This is a genomic window from Vibrio sp. B1REV9, from assembly GCF_905175395.2.
Taxonomy (GTDB): Bacteria; Pseudomonadota; Gammaproteobacteria; order Enterobacterales; family Vibrionaceae; genus Vibrio; species Vibrio alfacsensis.
On record NZ_HG992745.1, the window covers coordinates 766,602 to 784,288 of the forward strand.

18 protein-coding genes are annotated in these 17,687 nt (G+C 45.9%); 10 read left to right on the forward strand and 8 right to left on the reverse strand.

All coding sequences use genetic code 11. From position 1 onward, the window contains the following. Positions 1 to 241: 241 nt before the first annotated feature. The 4 genes from KHN78_RS09085 to KHN78_RS09100 all read left to right on the forward strand — a co-directional run bounded on the left by KHN78_RS09085 (position 242) and on the right by KHN78_RS09100 (position 5,112). Positions 242 to 1,453: an aspartate aminotransferase family protein gene (locus tag KHN78_RS09085; protein WP_128809980.1), complete on the forward strand. Its 1,212-nt coding sequence runs from the start codon at positions 242 to 244 to the stop codon at positions 1,451 to 1,453. Between the two features lie 109 nt (positions 1,454 to 1,562). Beyond that, positions 1,563 to 2,582 (forward strand): arginine N-succinyltransferase, encoded by a 1,020-nt coding sequence (gene astA / locus KHN78_RS09090; protein ID WP_128812222.1) that lies wholly within the window; start codon positions 1,563 to 1,565, stop codon positions 2,580 to 2,582. A gap of 28 nt (positions 2,583 to 2,610) precedes the next feature. Further along, positions 2,611 to 4,068, forward strand: a complete 1,458-nt coding sequence (gene astD, locus KHN78_RS09095) for a succinylglutamate-semialdehyde dehydrogenase (protein ID WP_211915834.1) — start codon at positions 2,611 to 2,613, stop codon at positions 4,066 to 4,068. A 249-nt stretch (positions 4,069 to 4,317) separates the two neighbouring features. Beyond that, positions 4,318 to 5,112 (forward strand): DUF1338 domain-containing protein, encoded by a 795-nt coding sequence (locus tag KHN78_RS09100; protein ID WP_211915835.1) that lies wholly within the window; start codon positions 4,318 to 4,320, stop codon positions 5,110 to 5,112. 101 nt (positions 5,113 to 5,213) lie between these two features. Here the strand turns inward: KHN78_RS09100 and crp are convergent, their stop codons facing one another. From crp to KHN78_RS09130, 6 genes are all read right to left on the reverse strand, one after another. Next, positions 5,214 to 5,846: a cAMP-activated global transcriptional regulator CRP gene (gene crp, locus KHN78_RS09105; RefSeq protein WP_005381432.1), complete on the reverse strand. Its 633-nt coding sequence runs from the start codon at positions 5,844 to 5,846 to the stop codon at positions 5,214 to 5,216. Positions 5,847 to 6,085: 239 nt separating this feature from the next. After that, complete coding sequence (locus KHN78_RS09110; protein ID WP_128812224.1) at positions 6,086 to 6,955, reverse strand: phosphoribulokinase; 870 nt, start codon at positions 6,953 to 6,955, stop codon at positions 6,086 to 6,088. 127 nt (positions 6,956 to 7,082) lie between these two features. Then, positions 7,083 to 7,295 (reverse strand): YheU family protein, encoded by a 213-nt coding sequence (locus KHN78_RS09115; RefSeq protein ID WP_128809983.1) that lies wholly within the window; start codon positions 7,293 to 7,295, stop codon positions 7,083 to 7,085. A gap of 48 nt (positions 7,296 to 7,343) precedes the next feature. Then, entirely contained in the window at positions 7,344 to 8,345 is a 1,002-nt protein-coding gene (locus tag KHN78_RS09120; RefSeq protein ID WP_211915836.1) for a hydrolase, read from the reverse strand. A gap of 100 nt (positions 8,346 to 8,445) precedes the next feature. Continuing rightward, positions 8,446 to 8,925, reverse strand: a complete 480-nt coding sequence (locus tag KHN78_RS09125; protein ID WP_128809985.1) for a TIGR02444 family protein — start codon at positions 8,923 to 8,925, stop codon at positions 8,446 to 8,448. Then, on the reverse strand, positions 8,922 to 10,841 hold the full coding sequence (locus tag KHN78_RS09130) for an ABC transporter ATP-binding protein (protein WP_211915837.1): 1,920 nt from the start codon (positions 10,839 to 10,841) through the stop codon (positions 8,922 to 8,924). The genes KHN78_RS09125 and KHN78_RS09130 overlap by 4 nt, the downstream gene beginning before the upstream one ends. 167 nt (positions 10,842 to 11,008) lie before the next feature. On the opposite strand from KHN78_RS09130, the gene kefG reads away from it, so the two are divergent. The 5 genes from kefG (at position 11,009) to KHN78_RS09155 (ending at position 15,381) form a co-directional block, all read left to right on the forward strand. Then, a complete protein-coding gene (gene kefG / locus KHN78_RS09135; RefSeq protein ID WP_211915838.1) occupies positions 11,009 to 11,596 on the forward strand; it encodes a glutathione-regulated potassium-efflux system ancillary protein KefG in 588 nt (195 codons plus the stop codon). Next, positions 11,580 to 13,376, forward strand: coding sequence for a glutathione-regulated potassium-efflux system protein KefB (gene kefB / locus KHN78_RS09140; RefSeq protein WP_211915839.1), 1,797 nt, complete (start codon positions 11,580 to 11,582; stop codon positions 13,374 to 13,376). The genes kefG and kefB overlap by 17 nt, the downstream gene beginning before the upstream one ends. Before the next feature lie 35 nt (positions 13,377 to 13,411). Continuing rightward, a complete protein-coding gene (locus tag KHN78_RS09145; RefSeq protein ID WP_128809989.1) occupies positions 13,412 to 13,612 on the forward strand; it encodes a YheV family putative zinc ribbon protein in 201 nt (66 codons plus the stop codon). An 88-nt stretch (positions 13,613 to 13,700) separates the two neighbouring features. After that, positions 13,701 to 14,276 carry a peptidylprolyl isomerase gene (slyD, locus tag KHN78_RS09150; protein ID WP_211915840.1) on the forward strand — a complete coding sequence of 192 codons (576 nt, stop codon included), beginning with the start codon at positions 13,701 to 13,703 and terminating at the stop codon, positions 14,274 to 14,276. A gap of 163 nt (positions 14,277 to 14,439) precedes the next feature. Continuing rightward, positions 14,440 to 15,381 carry an isoaspartyl peptidase/L-asparaginase family protein gene (locus KHN78_RS09155; protein ID WP_128809991.1) on the forward strand — a complete coding sequence of 314 codons (942 nt, stop codon included), beginning with the start codon at positions 14,440 to 14,442 and terminating at the stop codon, positions 15,379 to 15,381. Between the two features lie 88 nt (positions 15,382 to 15,469). Here KHN78_RS09155 and KHN78_RS09160 read toward each other — a convergent pair whose 3' ends face one another. Together KHN78_RS09160 and KHN78_RS09165 are read right to left on the reverse strand one after the other, a co-directional pair. Next, positions 15,470 to 15,697, reverse strand: a complete 228-nt coding sequence (locus KHN78_RS09160; RefSeq protein ID WP_128809992.1) for a SlyX family protein — start codon at positions 15,695 to 15,697, stop codon at positions 15,470 to 15,472. Then, positions 15,694 to 16,680, reverse strand: coding sequence for a WD40 repeat domain-containing protein (locus tag KHN78_RS09165; RefSeq protein ID WP_211915841.1), 987 nt, complete (start codon positions 16,678 to 16,680; stop codon positions 15,694 to 15,696). Before KHN78_RS09165 ends, KHN78_RS09160 begins: the two co-directional genes overlap by 4 nt. A gap of 128 nt (positions 16,681 to 16,808) precedes the next feature. Here KHN78_RS09165 and fkpA point away from each other — a divergent pair, with 128 nt between their 5' ends. Further along, positions 16,809 to 17,591 (forward strand): FKBP-type peptidyl-prolyl cis-trans isomerase, encoded by a 783-nt coding sequence (gene fkpA / locus KHN78_RS09170; RefSeq protein ID WP_128809994.1) that lies wholly within the window; start codon positions 16,809 to 16,811, stop codon positions 17,589 to 17,591. The last annotated feature ends 96 nt before the right edge of the window (positions 17,592 to 17,687 follow it).

Sequence of the window (17,687 nt, forward strand, 5' to 3'; positions counted from 1 at the left end):
TCATAAGTGGCTTTTATTAAATTTTGCTTCTCAATTTATAATTATTGGTGCATAAATACTCATAGGTAGTGATTAATGGTGGCTTGCTCCCGATACGAAAAGAATAAATCACTATTGAAATGGTTAATTAAATGTAAATACAATGCCGTGATAGCTTAAATGCAAAACATTATTTGCTGGTGATGAATGCTGGCCAAATTCGCTTATCTGCTCGGCATGCGGTATCAAAAAGGAATGTGCAATGACGATGGAAAATAAAGTAGAGCGCGGTTTATTTGATGAGGTCATGGTGCCTTGTTATAACCCGATGGAAATGATTCCAGTAAAAGGAAAGGGTTCACGAGTTTGGGACCAAGATGGCAATGAATACATCGATTTTGCCGGTGGCATTGCGGTGAGTTGCCTTGGACATTGTCATCCTGTCATGGTGAATGCGTTGACTGAACAAGGCAATAAGCTTTGGCACCTAAGTAATGTCATGACCAATGAGCCAGCACTACGACTTGCCAAAAAGCTAACCGAAGTCAGCTTTGCTGAGCGTGTTTTTTTCGCTAACTCTGGCGCTGAAGCGAATGAAGCTGCATTAAAACTTGCCCGTCGTTATGCCGCAGATGTTCATGGTCAAGAAAAGTCTGAAATCATTGCATTTAAACAAGGTTTCCATGGCCGTACGTTTTTTACGGTAACCGTTGGTGGTCAAGCAGCTTACTCGGATGGTTTTGGACCTAAGCCTGGTGATGTTACGCATTTGCCTTACAATGACATTGAAGCGCTGCAATCGCATATTTCAGATCGCACTTGTGCGATTATGATGGAGCCACTACAAGGTGAGGGCGGTATCATTCCCCCTACACCAGAGTTTGCTCAAGCCGTCCGTGAATTGTGTGATAAGCACAATGCTTTACTTATCTTTGATGAAGTTCAAACGGGTAATGGTCGTACCGGTCACTTTTACGCATATCAAGGTCTGGGTATCACACCAGATATCTTAAGTACCGCGAAATCACTTGGCGGTGGTTTCCCTATTGGTGCGATGTTAACAACTGCAAAACTGGCGGAACACATGAAAGTCGGCACTCACGGGTCTACTTACGGTGGTAACCCACTCGCTTGTGCCGTTGCTGAGGCGGTGGTTGAGGAAGTCAGCAAGCCTGAAACGTTAGCCGGTGTCCTTGAGCGTGAAGCGCTATTCCGTGAGGGGCTAGAGAAGATTAATACGAAGTACAATATCTTTTCTGAGGTGCGTGGCAAAGGTCTCCTATTAGGTGCTGCGCTGAATGATGAATGGCAGGGGCGTGCGCGAGACGTACTAGTCGCTGCTGGTAAACAAGGTCTCATGGTATTGGTTGCGGGTGCCAATGTCGTACGTTTCACTCCATCACTCGTGATCACACAACAAGAAATCGAAGAAGGCTTGGCAAAACTGGATAAAGCCATATCGACGTTAGTTTAAACGCGCAGATCAGTTTATTGTCAACGCAGACGCCCCCATCGAGGATCGCTGATGGGGGAATTGTTCCTACACTATAGTTAGGATCTTCTTGCATCTGGAGGGAGTATTGATGCTAGTTGTTCGCCCTATTGCAATGTCGGATTATGATGCGCTGCACACTTGTGCGGTGGAATCAGGTCATGGATTTACATCTCTGCCGGTTAATGAAGAGCTATTAACCAATCGAATTACACACTCAGAGTACAGCTTTGCTAAACCAGACGTAAAAGAGGCGGGGGATGAGGGCTACCTTATGGTCGGCTTTGATTCTGAAACCGGAGAGGTCGCGGGTACGACGGGGATTGAAGCTTCGATCGGATGGGACGTACCGTTTTACTCTTACCACATCAGTAAAGTCGTTCACTCATCGCCAAAGCTCGGCGTTAATAACGTTGTAAAGCTACTGACGTTTGGTAACAACTACACGGGCAATAGCGAAATATGTACCTTGTTTTTGCGCGAGAAGTTCCGTGGTGGTTTGAATGGCCGTTTAATGTCCAAATGCCGTTTTTTAATGATGGCTGAGCACCCTGAACGTTTCTCTGAAACCATTTTTGCAGAGATGCGTGGCGTATCCGACGACCAAGGTAATTCACCATTCTGGCAGTGGCTACAAGAACACTTCTTCTCTATTGATTTCACTTTGGCAGACTATTTAACGGGTATTGGTAAAAAAGGCTTTATTGCTGACTTGATGCCAAAGCTGCCGATTTATGTCAATTTGTTGAGTCCAGAAGCACAAGCTGTTATCGGTAAAGTGCATGACAACACTCGCCCAGCGCTCAAGTTACTTGAAAATGAAGGGTTCACAAATCGCGGTTACGTGGACATCTTCGATGGTGGTCCAACCGTAGAATGTGATTTACGAAATATTGAGTCGGTACGTCACTCATTCCGAGCTCAAGTGAGAATTGCTCCGCACACGAGCACACAAGACTTTTTGATGTGCAATTCATCATTTGCAGATTTTCGAGCCGCAGCGGCAAAGGCGGCGTATGACGCTGAGACACATAGTGTCGTAATTGCGCCTGAATTGGCGGAAGCGCTTTTGGTTAAGGACGGAGATTTTATCCGTCTTCTTCCACAGTAACTGACGACAGATTTTAAGGATAGAAACAATGACGCATTGGATTGCAGGTGAGTGGGTACAAGGTCAAGGGGAAGCCCTAACGTCTTTATCTCCATATAATCAAGAAGTGATTTGGCAAGGCAAAGGTGCAACCGCAGAACAAGTGAATCAAGCCGTAGATGCGGCACGTGAAGCGTTTGTTGAGTGGAAAAAACGCCCATTCGCAGAGCGTGAAGCGATTGTTTTGGCTTTTGCTGAAAAAGTAAAAGAGAACAGCGAAACCATCGCCGAAGTTATCGCTAAAGAAACGGGTAAGCCGATTTGGGAAACTCGCACTGAAGCGGCGGCAATGGCTGGAAAAATCGCCATTTCTATCCGCGCCTACCACGACCGAACAGGAGAGGCGACCCGTGAAGCTGCGGGCAACCAAATTGTATTGCGTCATCGCCCACTAGGTGTGATGGCGGTATTCGGTCCTTATAACTTTCCTGGCCACCTACCAAATGGTCACATCGTGCCTGCACTGCTTGCGGGTAACACCGTTGTATTCAAGCCATCTGAACAAACTCCGTGGACGGGTGAACTCGCAATGAAACTGTGGGAAGAAGTTGGTCTACCAAAAGGAGTGATTAACCTAGTCCAAGGCGCGAAAGAAACTGGTATTGCTCTTGCTGATGCTAAAGGTATTGATGGTGTGTTGTTTACCGGGAGCGCAAACACAGGGCACGTCTTGCATCGTCAATTCGCGGGTCAGCCAGATAAGATGTTGGCGCTTGAAATGGGCGGCAACAACCCGATGGTTATCTCGGATAACTACGGCGATCTAGATGCGACAGTTTACACCATCATTCAATCGGCATTCATTAGTGCAGGCCAACGCTGTACCTGTGCACGCCGTCTGTATATCCCATTTGGTGACAAAGGCGATGCCGTGATCACGAAGCTGGTGGAAGCGACACGCAATATTCGAGTAGGCCAACCATTTGCAGAGCCTGCGCCATTCATGGGACCGCAAATTTCGGTTGCGGCAGCCAAGTTCATTTTGGATGCACAAGCGAACTTACAAGCACTGGGTGGCGAGAGCTTGATTGAAGCAAGAGCAGGTGAAGCGGCGTTTGTTTCTCCGGGCATCATCGATGTGACGAACATTGCTGTGTTACCAGATGAAGAGTACTTCGGTCCACTGCTGCAAGTTATACGCTACGAAGGGCTAGAAAAAGCGGTTGAGTTAGCGAACGATACGCGATTTGGTCTATCCGCAGGTCTCGTTTCAACCGACGACCAAGAGTGGGACTATTTCGTTGATCATATCAGAGCTGGCATCGTGAACCGTAATCGCCAATTAACAGGAGCAAGTGGTGATGCTCCGTTTGGTGGCCCTGGTGCGTCAGGCAATCTACGTCCAAGTGCTTATTATGCAGCGGACTACTGTGCGTACCCAATGGCATCAATGGAGGGACAAGAAACGATCTTACCTGCAACATTGAGCCCGGGTGTTAGCTTGTAATCAAGTATACGAAGCAGTGACAAAGTATTACTGCTTCTATTTGCCAGAGCTATTTACTCAGGTAAGCGCTGGCAAACGCCAAAGGTGAGCTTAAGACTTTCCAGAGCGTGTTGACTGACTGGCACTTAATGCCACACATACCGTCACAGGTTGATGACCACTCGTTCTTAATTCTGGATAGCCTTTCGGCTGTGAACGAGTGGTCAACTTCTTCTGCCTATAACTAACATTTCGTAACAAGGAGTTGTTATGACGCCCGACCTGTTATTTGAATCGCTGTGGAAAGACTATATTCAACGCCTTTGCCCATCTGCTGCTAAAGTGCATCAACTTTTACAAGAAGATGAACCTCTTATTAATGACCATATTGCGCTGCGTACGTTTAATGTCGCTCCTCTAGGCATTGAAACGTTGGCGAAGCCATTCCTAGCGGTGGGTTACAAAGCCTGTGGTGACTACGTATTTGAAAGCAAAAAGCTGGTGGCAAAACATTTTGAGCATCCAGATCCGAAACAACCAAAAGTCTTCATCAGTGAATTGAAAGTGGATGAGTGCTCACCAGAGGTACAAGGCATTGTTTATAAACTGGTAGAGCAGGTTGATGCTTCTAAACTGACCGGCAGTGACTTCTTGTACGGCGGACGTTTGTGGGACCTTAGCCATGCTGACTTCCAAATCTTAGCGAAAGAGAGTGAGTACGCTTCTTGGCTAGCGGCTCATGGTTACGGAGCTAACCACTTCACAGTGAGCGTCAATCAGCTTAATCAGTATGAAGAAGTGAAGCAGGTGAATGACTATTTGCGAGAAGCAGGCTTTATCATTAACGAAAATGGTGGTGAAGTAAAAGGCACACCAGAAGTACTTTTAGAGCAGTCTTCTACCATGGCAGATAAAGTCCCTGTCACATTCATGGATGGGGCACAAGTCATCCCTGGTGGTTTCTATGAATTTGCAAAACGTTACCCGATGGAAAGTGGCGAACTGTACACGGGTTTTGTTGCGGCATCAGCAGACAAAATCTTTGAGAGCACGAACAGTAAATAACACGCATCCAAGTAAAGAAAAAGCCACCCGAGGGTGGCTTTATAATTTGAACGTTATTTCGATGAGAAGTTAGTTAATGAATAAACTAACTGATTAAGAAATTAACGAGTCCCGTATACAACGATAGTTTTACCGTGTGCAGAGATTAGGTTTTGTTCTTCTAGCATTTTCAAGATACGACCAACGGTTTCACGAGAACAGCCAACAATTTGACCGATTTCTTGACGAGTGATCTTGATTTGCATGCCGTCTGGGTGAGTCATCGCATCTGGTTGTTTAGCTAGGTTCAGAAGAGTCTGAGCGATACGACCAGTTACGTCTAGGAACGCTAGGTCACCTACTTTTTGGCTAGTAACTTGAAGACGACGAGCCATCTGCGCAGAAAGGCGCATAAGGATATCCGGGTTTACTTGGATAAGTTGACGGAACTTCTTGAAAGAAATTTCTGCCACTTCACAAGGAGATTTAGCACGAACCCAAGCTGTACGCTCTTGGTCTTCTTCGAATAGGCCAAGCTCACCAATGAAGTCACCTTGGTTTAGGTAAGAAAGGATCATCTCCTTACCTTCTTCGTCCTTGATAAGAACCGCAACAGAACCTTTAACGATGTAGTACAAAGTTTCTGCTTTTTCGCCCGCGTGAATTAGCGTGCTTTTTGATGGGTACTTATGAATGTGACAGTGTGAAAGAAACCATTCTAATGTTGGGTCGGTTTGAGGTTTACCTAGAACCATAATATCTCACTTCCTCTGCAGGGTACGCTTGCGCTATCCATATTTTAGCTCAGCCTGAATTGGCCTACTAGAATAAGAGCACTTTTTCTATGCTGCAAGCTCTCTTATGTTTCGGTTAGAAATAGTATCCTTTTTCTAAAACGATTTCTTGATTTTAATCGTGCCATGGCGGAGATTTTGTAAGCAAAACTGTGCACATGATCACGGTATGAAAAGTAAACACCTTAATACGGACGTTTCTAACCGATTTTTCCCGTTTCGATGAGTTGTTGCAGTATTGGCCTAACAATGAGCTCCATAGCAAAGCTCATTTTACCGCCAGGCACAACAATGGTGTTATGACGTGACATAAATGAGCCGTCAATCATCGCCAGTAGGTAAGGGAAATCGACATTCTTAATTCCACGCAGGCGAATCACAACGAAACTTTCATCTAGGCTTGGGATCCCTTTTGCGTTTAGCGGGTTGGATGTGTCTACAGTCGGTACGCGCTGGAAGTTGATGTGAGTACGAGAAAATTGTGGCGTAATGTAGTTTAAGTAGTCGTCCATAGAACGAACAATGGAGTCCATTACCGCCTCACGTGAGTGTCCGCGATCACGGGTGTCGCGGACGAATTTTTGAATCCACTCCAAGTTTACGATAGGGACCATGCCAATCAAAAAATCGACATGTTGAGCAACGTCTACTTCGCCATCCACCACGCCGCCATGCAACCCCTCATAGAACAAGACGTCACTGTTTTCGGGTAGGTCTTGCCACGGTGTGAAAGTGCCAGGCATTTGATTGTAAGGCACCGCCTCATCAAAGGTGTGCAGGTATCGGCGTACGCTGCCCGTGCCCTCTGCCCCAAATTGGCGGAAAAATGATTCTAGGCCGGGAAAGTCATTGGCTTGAGGACCAAAGTAGCTGATGTGCTTGCCTTGCTCTCGAGCTTTGCGGATTTCGACATCCATTTCTGGACGAGTAAAACGGTGAAAGCTATCACCCTCCACCCATGCAGGTTTGATGTTCATCATATTGAACATCTTACGGAAAGCTTCGGATGTAGTTGTAGTGCCGGCACCGGACGAACCAGTAACCGCAATGATTGGATGTTTCGCTGACATGACAAACCTTGTCGAAAATTACTTACCTGTAATGTGCAGCATACGAATATGCTGCACGGTCGAAATCCCACTATAGCATGTAACAAGCCGTTGTCATCGAGAGGGATTCAGCAAAAATGTGAGAGGTCTAAAACTTTGCTTTTAGCTGTATATCAACCGTTTCATGAAGCTCTGAAAAGACGATGACCGCTTCACCTTTCTCTAGTTGCAGCTTCACTTGTTCGATTTTGTCTTGCAACGAAATTTCTACCGCACCATAGTCTGTCCCCTCACGGAGAACGAATTCACGGATCAGGTTTTCTAGTGTATCTGGCGCGATGTCTTGCCATGGAATGATCATAAATACCTCAAACTTTTATGACGGTTAGGGCTATTTGCCTCAGTTAGTTTACAAGGTTCGTGATGCGGATACAGCAGAAAGGTACTCGGAAGAGATGCTTTCATAATAGGCTGGCAAGGCCTCTTCTAGCCAAAACTTAGGTTTTAAGGCGGTCCCAGTTAGAAAACCCACATGCCCACCATGCTCATACAGGCGATAATCAATATTGTCAGGCAGTACAAATTTTGGAATGACATCGTCGGTCATAAAGGGATCATCTTTTGCGTGAATGATCAGTGTCGGTAAAGTGATTTGTTGCAGCTTACTGAGGCCAGAGCACTGTTCATAATAATCTTGAGCATCCTTAAACCCATGCAGAGGCGCCGTGATGAGATCATCAAATTCATATAAGCGAGTGACTCGTTTGATCGAGCTGTAAGAAAGGGCAAGCTCACCTTGGATCAAATCATGCTTTTGTAGCGCATTACGTTTGAGTGAGGAAAGCAAGTAACGTTTGTAAACTTTAGAAAAGCCTTGCTCAATACGATTGGCACATGCAGCCAAATCTAACGGTGCAGATACGATGGTCGCGGCACTTAAAATTGGGTCGTCTTTGTATTGTGCCAAGTAGTTTGCCAGCATGTTGCCACCAAGAGAAATGCCAACCGCAACTTTTGGGTTATTTGGAAACTGCTTATTTAAATATTCCAGGAAGAAGCGAGCATCCGTGACTTCGCCTGAATGGTAAGCTCGTGCTTTTTTATTCGGCTTTCCACTACAGCCACGAAAGTGCATCATGACAGACAGCCATCCTGACTGAGAAAATGCATTCATCAGCCCATTTGCATAGGGGCTATAAAAACATCCCTCTAAGCCATGAAACAAAACGAATATAGGCTTGTTTTGGCTCATATCCATGCGTTCAGACCATGCTAAATCAAGAAAGTCACCATCAGGCGTATCGAGAGTCTGCCAAATGGGTGTAAACAAGGCTTTTTTACGAATGAATCGTGGTAATAAGGTTTGAAGGTGTGGGTTCTTAATCCCAGCGGCTGCGAAAAATTGTGTCATACCTAACTGCTCTTATATGGTCCTTCGTGTTGGCTGAAGAACTTATTAATATAATCCTTTATAGCTTTAGTATAGATATATTACGGGGTTATGGGCGATATTATAGGGGATGGTTATCAGGAAATGGCATTGAAAACGCGTGTTGTAGGTGCTCCCCCCCAAGTTGACGGCAGTATCTTAGCGTCAGTGGCTCACCATCGTTATTCACCAGAGTAAGAGAATTAATACAATCCACAAGATCCGATTGTTGCTGCTTTTCTAGCTGTAACTCAAACTGTAATGCTTCACGATACAAAGCATCATTGACTTGTAATTTGAGGTGACGACGTAATTCTCGATAAGAGCTGAGGAGCGTTTCACTGCGCATTATGCAGCCTTGAAGGATTGGCCAATCTTGTTCTAGGAAAATGACCTGCTGCTCATCAAGCCATTTGAGCAGCAGTAATAAGTTCACGTTACCGTGGTAGTTGTTCTGCAATGATAAGCACGCTTCTTTCACTTCGCGGACACCATAAAATTGCAGGCTGAACTGCCAAAGGTGTTCTAAGGTAAGAGTGAATTCTACGTGCTTGTTTGTCATTGATTAAACTCTAGCTCCATCTGCTCGAGTGTTTCTTGGGCAGACATCCATTCCATTTCCACTTCTTCAAGCTCTGATTTGCTTGATGCTTGAAGTGCCAATACTTCGTTAAGTCTAGCTTTATTTTCGGCTTCATACAGAGAGTTATCGACTAATTGTTCTTCTGCTCTCGCCAACGCCTCGCCTAACTTATCCATTTTATTCTCTAACTGTGTCAGCGTTTTGCGAATTGGCGCCGTTTGTTTACGGAATTCTGCTTCGCGTCGCTTTTGCTCTTTTTTTGCCGCCGCGCTATTGGCTCCATCTTTCACCGGTTGTGACGCTTGGGCTTCTTTTCGCTCGGCTTTTTGTTGCTCTGTCAGCCATTTGTAGTAATCGTTCAAATCGCCATCGAATGGGGCAACTTGACGATCGTGGACTAGGTATAAGTCATCGGTTGTCGCACGTAATAGGTAACGGTCGTGCGAAACAATCACCATCGCACCTTCAAAAGTTTGCAGTGCCATGGTCAGTGCTTGGCGCATGTCCAAGTCCAAGTGGTTGGTTGGTTCGTCGAGTAGCAATAGGTTGGGTTTTTGCCATACGATTAATGCCAGTACCAAGCGTGCTTTTTCACCTCCTGAAAACGGTGCGACTTTCTCTAGTGCTTTATCGCCTTGGAAACCAAAGCTACCTAGGTAGTCTCGCAATTGCTGTTCCGTTTGGTCTGGCGCAATTTGCATCATGTGTTGCAGTGGCGTTTCTTCTGGGTGCAAAGTTTCCAATTGATGTTGAGCAAAGTAACCAATTTTTACGCCTTGCGAGTAAGTCAGATCACCACCTTGTGCTTTAAGTTCGCCAGAAAGCAGCTTGATCAAGGTTGATTTACCAGCGCCGTTGCGGCCAAGTAGGCCAATACGACTGCCCGGTACTAAGTTAAGGCGGATCTTTTCTAGGATCAGGTTATCACCGTAGCCGGCTGATACTTCATCCATCATCATGATTGGGTTTGGTAATGCCGTTGGCTCGCGGAATTCAAAGCTGAAAGGGTTATCGAATTGCGCAGGCAGCACTTTTTCCATACGTTCTAGCGCTTTTATGCGACTTTGGGCTTGGCGTGCTTTGGAAGCTTTGTAACGGAAACGATCGATGTAGCTTTGCATGTGCGACATCTGCTTCTTCTGTTTTTCGAACATCGCTTGTTGCAATATCATCTTTTGCGCGCGCTGATTTTCGAATGATGAGTAGTTGCCGGTGTATTCGTTTAGCTGTTGATTTTCGATATGGATAATGCGGCCAACGATAGGATCTAAGAAATCACGGTCGTGCGAGATAAGGATTAGCGTACCTGGATAATTTTGTAACCAGCGCTCTAACCACATTACAGCATCCAAATCCAAGTGGTTGGTCGGTTCGTCGAGCAACAGTAGATCTGAGCGACATAATAGCGCTTGAGCTAAGTTAAGGCGCATACGCCAACCACCAGAAAACTGGGTAAGACTCCAACTCATTTGCTCTTGGCTAAAGCCCAGACCATCAAGCAGTTCGGCAGCGCGTGCGCGAATACTATAACCGCCAATGGTTTCAATCTTGCCGTGGATCTCAGCAACCAGTGTGCCGTTGTCTTTCTCTTCGGCGATAGCCAGTTGAGCTTCAAGATCACGGAACTCACGATCACCATCAATAACGTATTCCAGTGCGCTGCGGTCGAGTGCTGGCGTTTCCTGTGCAACCCAAGCCAATTCCCAATGTTGAGGTTGGCTGAATGAGCCGGCATCAATGGACAGTTCATCTTTTAGTAATGCGAACAGGGTAGATTTACCGCAGCCATTTTTACCTACAAGACCCACTTTGTCGCCTGGGTGAATGGTTGCTGATGCTTGGTCTAAAAGAGGTTTACCGCCACGCAGTAACTGAATATCAGAGAAGGTAATCATAGGGTTTTAATTCACTTTGCGCAGTGCGCGTTTCTTAGTCATTTATCTCGCGATGAATAGTAGGGCTATTGGCAGGAAAAGTCGATCTCTGCGCTTTAATTGCATTATGCTATACAAAAAAGTATAACAATTTGATAACGGATAAAAATAAAGACAAGGACGACTATTTGGCTGTTTCAGCGCCTCTTCCCCCAAGAGTTCTGGTTATCTATGCTCATCCAGAGCCACAAAATTCGATTGCTAATCAAGTGATGATTAAAAAAATTCAATCGCTTGATCATGTCACGGTGCGCGATCTTTATGGTGCGTATCCCGATTTTTTTATTGATGTGAATTACGAGCATACTCTGCTTAAGGAGCATGATGTGATCGTATTTCATCACCCTCTTTATATGTACTCCTGTCCGGCATTATTGAAAGAGTGGATGGATCGCGTATTAGGTAAAGGATTTGCATTCGGTGATGGTTGTGCGTTAGAGGGCAAATATTGGCGTAGTGTCATTACCACTGGGGGCAAAGAAGATGCGTTTAGCCCTAAGGGCTACAATAAGTATCCTCTTGAGCAAATATTGCAACCGTTCGAGTTAACCGCAGCCCTGTGCCAAATGCACTGGATGGAACCTTTAGTGCTGTACTGGTCGCGTAATGTCTCAGACATCGAACGCTATCAACATGCAGAGCAATATCGTCAATGGCTGAATGATCCCTTGAGAGAGTGGGATGAGCAAGGAGGTCAGCATGGCGATAACCAGTGAGTTTCTTCAAAGTAGCGTGGTGTTTCTCTCTGCGGCGGTGATTGCTGTACCGATCGCGCAACGCCTTGGGCTTGGGTCTGTTCTTGGTTATCTGATTGCTGGAGTCCTAATTGGTCCTTGGGGGTTGGGCTTGATCAGTGATGTGGATGCCATTCTCCATTTTGCGGAACTCGGGGTCGTATTGTTGCTGTTCTTAATTGGATTGGAATTGAATCCTAAAAAACTCTGGCAAATGCGAGGGCCAATACTTGGCTTAGGCGGAGCGCAAGTCATCATAACCACCGCCGTGATTGGCAGTATTGTCAGTTTGTTTGGATTGAGCATACAAGTCAGTTTGGTTATCGGTATGGGGCTGGCGCTTTCGTCCACGGCAATTGCACTTAAAGTGATTGAAGAACAAGGGCAAACCGGTACTGAAACTGGGCAGTCTGGCTTTGCAGTATTGCTGTTTCAAGATATTGCCGTGATCCCTATGCTCGCCATGTTGCCGTTATTGGCTGGTGGGCAAAGTGGTGGTGACTGGCTGGATGCTATTTTTGTGTTGGGAAGTGTGCTGGCTTTACTGGTCGGTGGTCACTTCCTGTTGCGTCCCCTGTTCCGATTTGTGGTGATGAGTGGTGTACGCGAGCTCTTTACTGTCGCAGCGTTGCTGGTGGTGCTTGGCATTTCTGTCGCCATGCAAAAACTCGGGCTTTCCATGGCGCTCGGCACATTTTTGGCGGGGGTGTTACTTGCTGAAAGTGAGTACCGTCATGAGCTCGAAATTGCGATTGAACCGTTCAAAGGTTTGCTGCTTGGCTTGTTTTTTATCGCCGTAGGTATGGCCGTCAACTTGGGGTTATTAGCACTTCAACCGCTGGCAATTATTGGTGCTGTAGTGGCTTTAGTCACGGTGAAAGGTTTGGTGTTGTATGTCTTGGCTCGTACTGCTCGAGTTCGTGCCAAGTCGCGCAGTCGTATGGCTGCGATTTTGAGTCAAGGGGGGGAGTTCGCTTTCGTTATCTTCACTGCAGCCAATCAAGAGGGGATCTTAAATAAAGAACAAGTGGCGTTCTTGCTGGTGGTGGTGAGTTTATCGATGGTGACCACACCGTTGTTGCTCATGGGGCAGAAGAAGTGGTTTGCACATACGCTCAATCAAGAAGAAGAGAGCGTGACTAGCAACGTTGTTGATCGCCGCCCACGCGTGATCATTGCCGGTTTTGGTCGTTTTGGTCAGATTGTTGGGCGCTTGATGTACGCCAATAAGATCAAAGTGACGGTATTAGAGAGTGATGCTAGCCAGATCCACTTACTGCGTAAATACGGCTATAAAGTGTTTTATGGTGACGCGACTCAGATTGATCTTCTGCGAGCGGCGGGGGCTGACAAAGCAGAAGCGCTAGTGATCTGTACTGACTCTCCTGATGAAGTCATGGCAATCGTTGATATTTGTCGTGCTCATTTCCCAAAACTAAAGATCCTTGCACGTGCACGCAGCCGTGTGGAAGCGTATCAATTAATGAATCATGGTGTGCAAAATTATTCGCGTGAAACCTTTTTAGGAGCGCTCGATCTTGGTCGCCAAGCGCTCGTGGAGTTAGGTATGCATCCGTATCAAGCAAAGCGGGCAGAAGCACATTTTCGAAAACTTGATAATGCTATGCTCAAGGACTTGTTGCCTCAGCATAGTGAAGATAAAGAACTCGCTCAGCGCTCAAAAGAAGCGCGTAAAGAATTAGAGGAAATTTTTGGTCGCGAAATGGAAAGCGATCAACAGTCACCTAATCATTGGAAGTAGTACCCGCAAAACATAGAGCGGGAGAGGGAATAGAGTTGAAAATTAAGAAACGTTTTATTGCAGGAGCAAATTGCCCGAAGTGCAGCCAACAAGACACATTACGTTGGTGGATCGAGAATAACATTGAGCTTGTGGAGTGTGTCGATTGTGATTATACCGAGCAGCGTAAACCGCAATCTGTAGATAAAAATAAACACTCGCAGCAAGAAATGATCGGGATTTTTAAGCCAGAATAATTGAACTTCAATAATTGATCCCCATAATACTACCATCTTGGTACTTAACCCCATTCTGGTTAAGTCAATTAATCTCCCTGGAGTTAGCATGAAAATTGAAAAGAACGTTGTTGCAAGCCTTGCATACAAAGTAATGTTGGAAGACGGTGTTGTTGTTGACCAATCAACAGCTGACGCTCCTCTTGATTACCTACACGGTCATGACAACCTAATCACTGGTCTTGAAAAAGAGCTAGAAGGCAAAGTGGCAGGCGACAAGTTCTCTGTAACAGTATCTCCTGAAGAAGCTTACGGTGAGCACAACGACGAACTTGTTCAACGTGTTCCTGCAGACGTATTCCAAGGCGTTGACCAAATTGAAGTTGGTATGCGTTTCCTAGCAGATACTGACCAAGGCCCAATCCCTGTAGAAGTAACTGAAGTAGACGGCGATGAAGTGGTTGTAGATGGTAACCACATGCTTGCTGGTCAAACACTAACATTCGAAGTAGAAGTAATGGCTACTCGTGAAGCAACAGCTGAAGAGATCGCACACGGTCACATTCACCAAGGTGGTGGTTGCTGTGGTGGTCACGACCACGATCACGAAGGCGGCTGTTGCGGCGGCGAAGAGAAAGGCGACGACCACGAATGTTGTGGCGGCGGCGGTTGCGGTTCTCACTAATTGCACGATCTTCACTAGATAACGCTATCTAGCAAAATTTTAAAAAGCGCAAGTTGAGGTTTCAACTTGCGCTTTTTTCTTATCTGGGGTGTAGTGCAATATATACACGGAACCACGATATACACGGAACCACGGTCACAAGTAACAATAGTTGGACAAAGCGATGACAAAACCTTTCTCGATTGCCATTCATGGCGGTGCAGGCACCATCTTGCGTGAACAGATGAGCGATGAATTGCAACAATCTATCTTGGCGGATCTAGAGGCCGCAGTAAAAGCTGGGCACCAAATCTTAGCAAAAGGTGGTGAAGCCTTAGATGCGGTCGTGATGGCAGTGAAAGTGTTGGAAGACTCTCCCAACTTTAATGCTGGTAAAGGCTCTGTTTTGACACATAACGAGATGGTGGAAATGGACGCCTCTGTGATGGATGGAAAAAGCCAAGCCGCAGGTGCAGTTGCTGGTGTTCGTCATATTAAGAATCCAATTGAACTCGCCCGTGACGTGATGCGAAACAGCAACCATGTATTGTTGGTGGGCGAGGGGGCAGAGACGTTTGCTTTTGAACAAGGTTATGAGTACACCGAGCAGGATTATTTTTTTACCGATCGCCGGTATGAACAGCTGCAGTCTATGCGTGAGAAAGGGGTGTTTGCGTTATCTGAATCTCGTTATCCGGATGACCGCAAGCATGGTACGGTCGGCGCAGTAGCGCTGGATCAACATGGTAATTTAGCAGCCGGAACCAGTACGGGGGGCGTAACCAATAAGAAGTACGGTCGAGTTGGAGATTCTGCTCTGATTGGTTGCGGCACAGTGGCAGAGAATGGTGTCGTAGCAGTATCAACCACGGGTGTCGGTGAGTTCTTTATTCGTAAGCGCGTGGCGGAAGATGTTGCAGCTCGTATACGTTACTTACAAGAAGACGTGCATACGGCATGTGAGCATATCATTCAAGGTGAACTCAAAGTGATGGGCGGTGAGGGCGGTTTAATTGCTATTGATGCTCAAGGAGAGCTGCACTTTGCGATGAACAGTACCGGTATGTACCGAGCAGGTATTAATACGCAAGGTGAACTCAGTGTAAGCATTTACGCTGATGAGTAGTTTGGTCTGTGACTAAATATTTTGACCGCGGCTAAAAACAATAAAGCCCAGAATGCGTTCTGGGCTTTATGTTATTGATATCTGAATTTTAGTAATGCGGTGGTGGTGTTTCTTCAGATGGATCGGCTAAATTCGACGAATCCATATTCTTCACTTTACCTACCACGTATTTCATCTGATCGAGCATCTTGGTGATTTGCAGTTGCTGCTGCGATAAAGCACCGTTCAGATCTTCAATAGTTTGTTCTTGGAACGCAAGCTGACATTCTAAGTCATTAATGCGTGCTTCTAATTGCTGAATGAGTTTGTCTGTCATGATCCGTTCTCTAGCTGCCAAGCTTGGGCAATGCCCGCAGATGTGGCAGTAATTACACGTTGCTTGGAATCAAAGGCAGCATCATACACGACCGCGCGAGGAGGGCGAGTATCTTTTTTCGGCTCGACTTCAAATCCATCGACTCGCTTGCCCGTTTGGGTATTCCATACCATCACTCGGCCAGATGGCATCCCAGTAACCAGTAAATCGCCATCATCAGAGAATCGTGCGGTAGAGAAAATTAACTGGCGCGACCAACTACTGAGGTGAGCCATCTCTTCCCCCGTTTCTAAATCCCAAATAATGGCTTGGTTGCCCGCATCGGAAGTCATGGCTAATTTCCCATCTCGTTGTAATGCGACTCTTACCACACGTTGGTCATGCTCAAAGGTCCGTATCACTAATCCGCTTTTTGTATCCCATAGGTAAGCTTTGTAATCATTTCCCCCCGTTAGTGCAAAGCGCCCATTTGGGGAGATTGCCACAGAATTGACTTTTTCTTGGTGAGCAAGGAACTCCAATCTTCGTCCGGTGACTAAGTTGACATGTATTGCTTTTCCATTGGAAAGACCCAGTAACACTTGCTCACCATTCGCAGTAATGTCAACGTCACGAATAAGTGCATCTGAGATAGACCATAATCCCGTGGCTTGTGTCCACCCCAGATCCCAAACGGCGAAATTGACTTGGCTTGCTGTTATGGCATATCGACCATTGTCAGAAATGCGAATATGAGAAACCACACTGGCGTCTTGATCGAGCTCCCCTAGCTTTGCAAGCTGCTTGTTTTGTTCTAAATCCCACAATACCAAATGGTGTTCTTTGGAGTAGAGTAAAGCAAAGCGGGCATCTCTACTGAGAGCAAAGCTGGTGGAGCCTTGAGGTTCAAGTGGCCATCGTTGAACATCGTGATGGGTAAAAAAGCATCCATTTAACGTAGTGATGACAACTAAATGTAGGAATAAATGAGAAATTCTTTGCATTACATCTAATAATCCAGTTTGTGTCTTGAGACATATAGCTAGTATATTGGTATAACGATTGTCTTCACTAGTCTCATAGAAGATTTGTGCACAACAACCAATGGCGTAGCCATTATTTGGAGAATTTAATGAAATCAGTTTTAAAAGTGTCGCTACTTGCTGCAACAGTAATGCTAGCGGTAGGTTGTCAAAAAGAAGAAACAAAACCAGAAGTGGCACCGCAAGCAGAACAAGTTCAAGCTGAAACTGGCAAAGCGGTTCACTTTAAAACCGACGATGACAAAGCGGCGTATGCAATTGGTGTGTCATTTGCTAACTACCTAAGTGCAAGTATCGAGAAGCCAAGCGAAATCGGTATTAACCTAAACAAAGACCTAGTGCTTAAAGGTATCGAAGACGTATTCAAAGGCAATGCAGCGCTTAACGAAGAAGAAACTCGTGCAGCTCTAGAATCTCTAGACAAGCGTGTTGCAGAAACCATGCAAAAGCAAGCGGCTGAGAAAGCGGCTGAAGCGAAGAAAGCTGGCGATGACTTCCGTGCTGAATTCGAGAAGCAAGAAGGCGTAGTTAAGACAGAATCTGGTCTTCTATACAAAGTTGAAACGCCAGCTGAAGGCGAGAAACCAAAAGACACGGATACTGTTCAAGTACACTACAAAGGTACATTGATCGACGGTACTCAGTTCGACAGCTCTTACGATCGCGGCGAACCAGCAACGTTCCCACTAAACCGAGTAATCCCTGGTTGGACTGAAGGTGTTCAGCTAATGCCAGTAGGTTCTAAGTTCAAATTCGTTATCCCGCCAGAGCTAGCATACGGTGAGCAAGACACACCAAGTATTCCTGCTAACTCAACGCTAGTATTTGAAGTAGAACTACTAAAAGTTGAGAATGACAACGCAGCTCAATAAGCTCGTCTTTTCTATAAGTAGATGAAAAAAGGTCCGATTTTCGGGCCTTTTTTGTTCTAGGTCACTAGTTGATGAGTTTGCTAGGTTGCCTTTCAA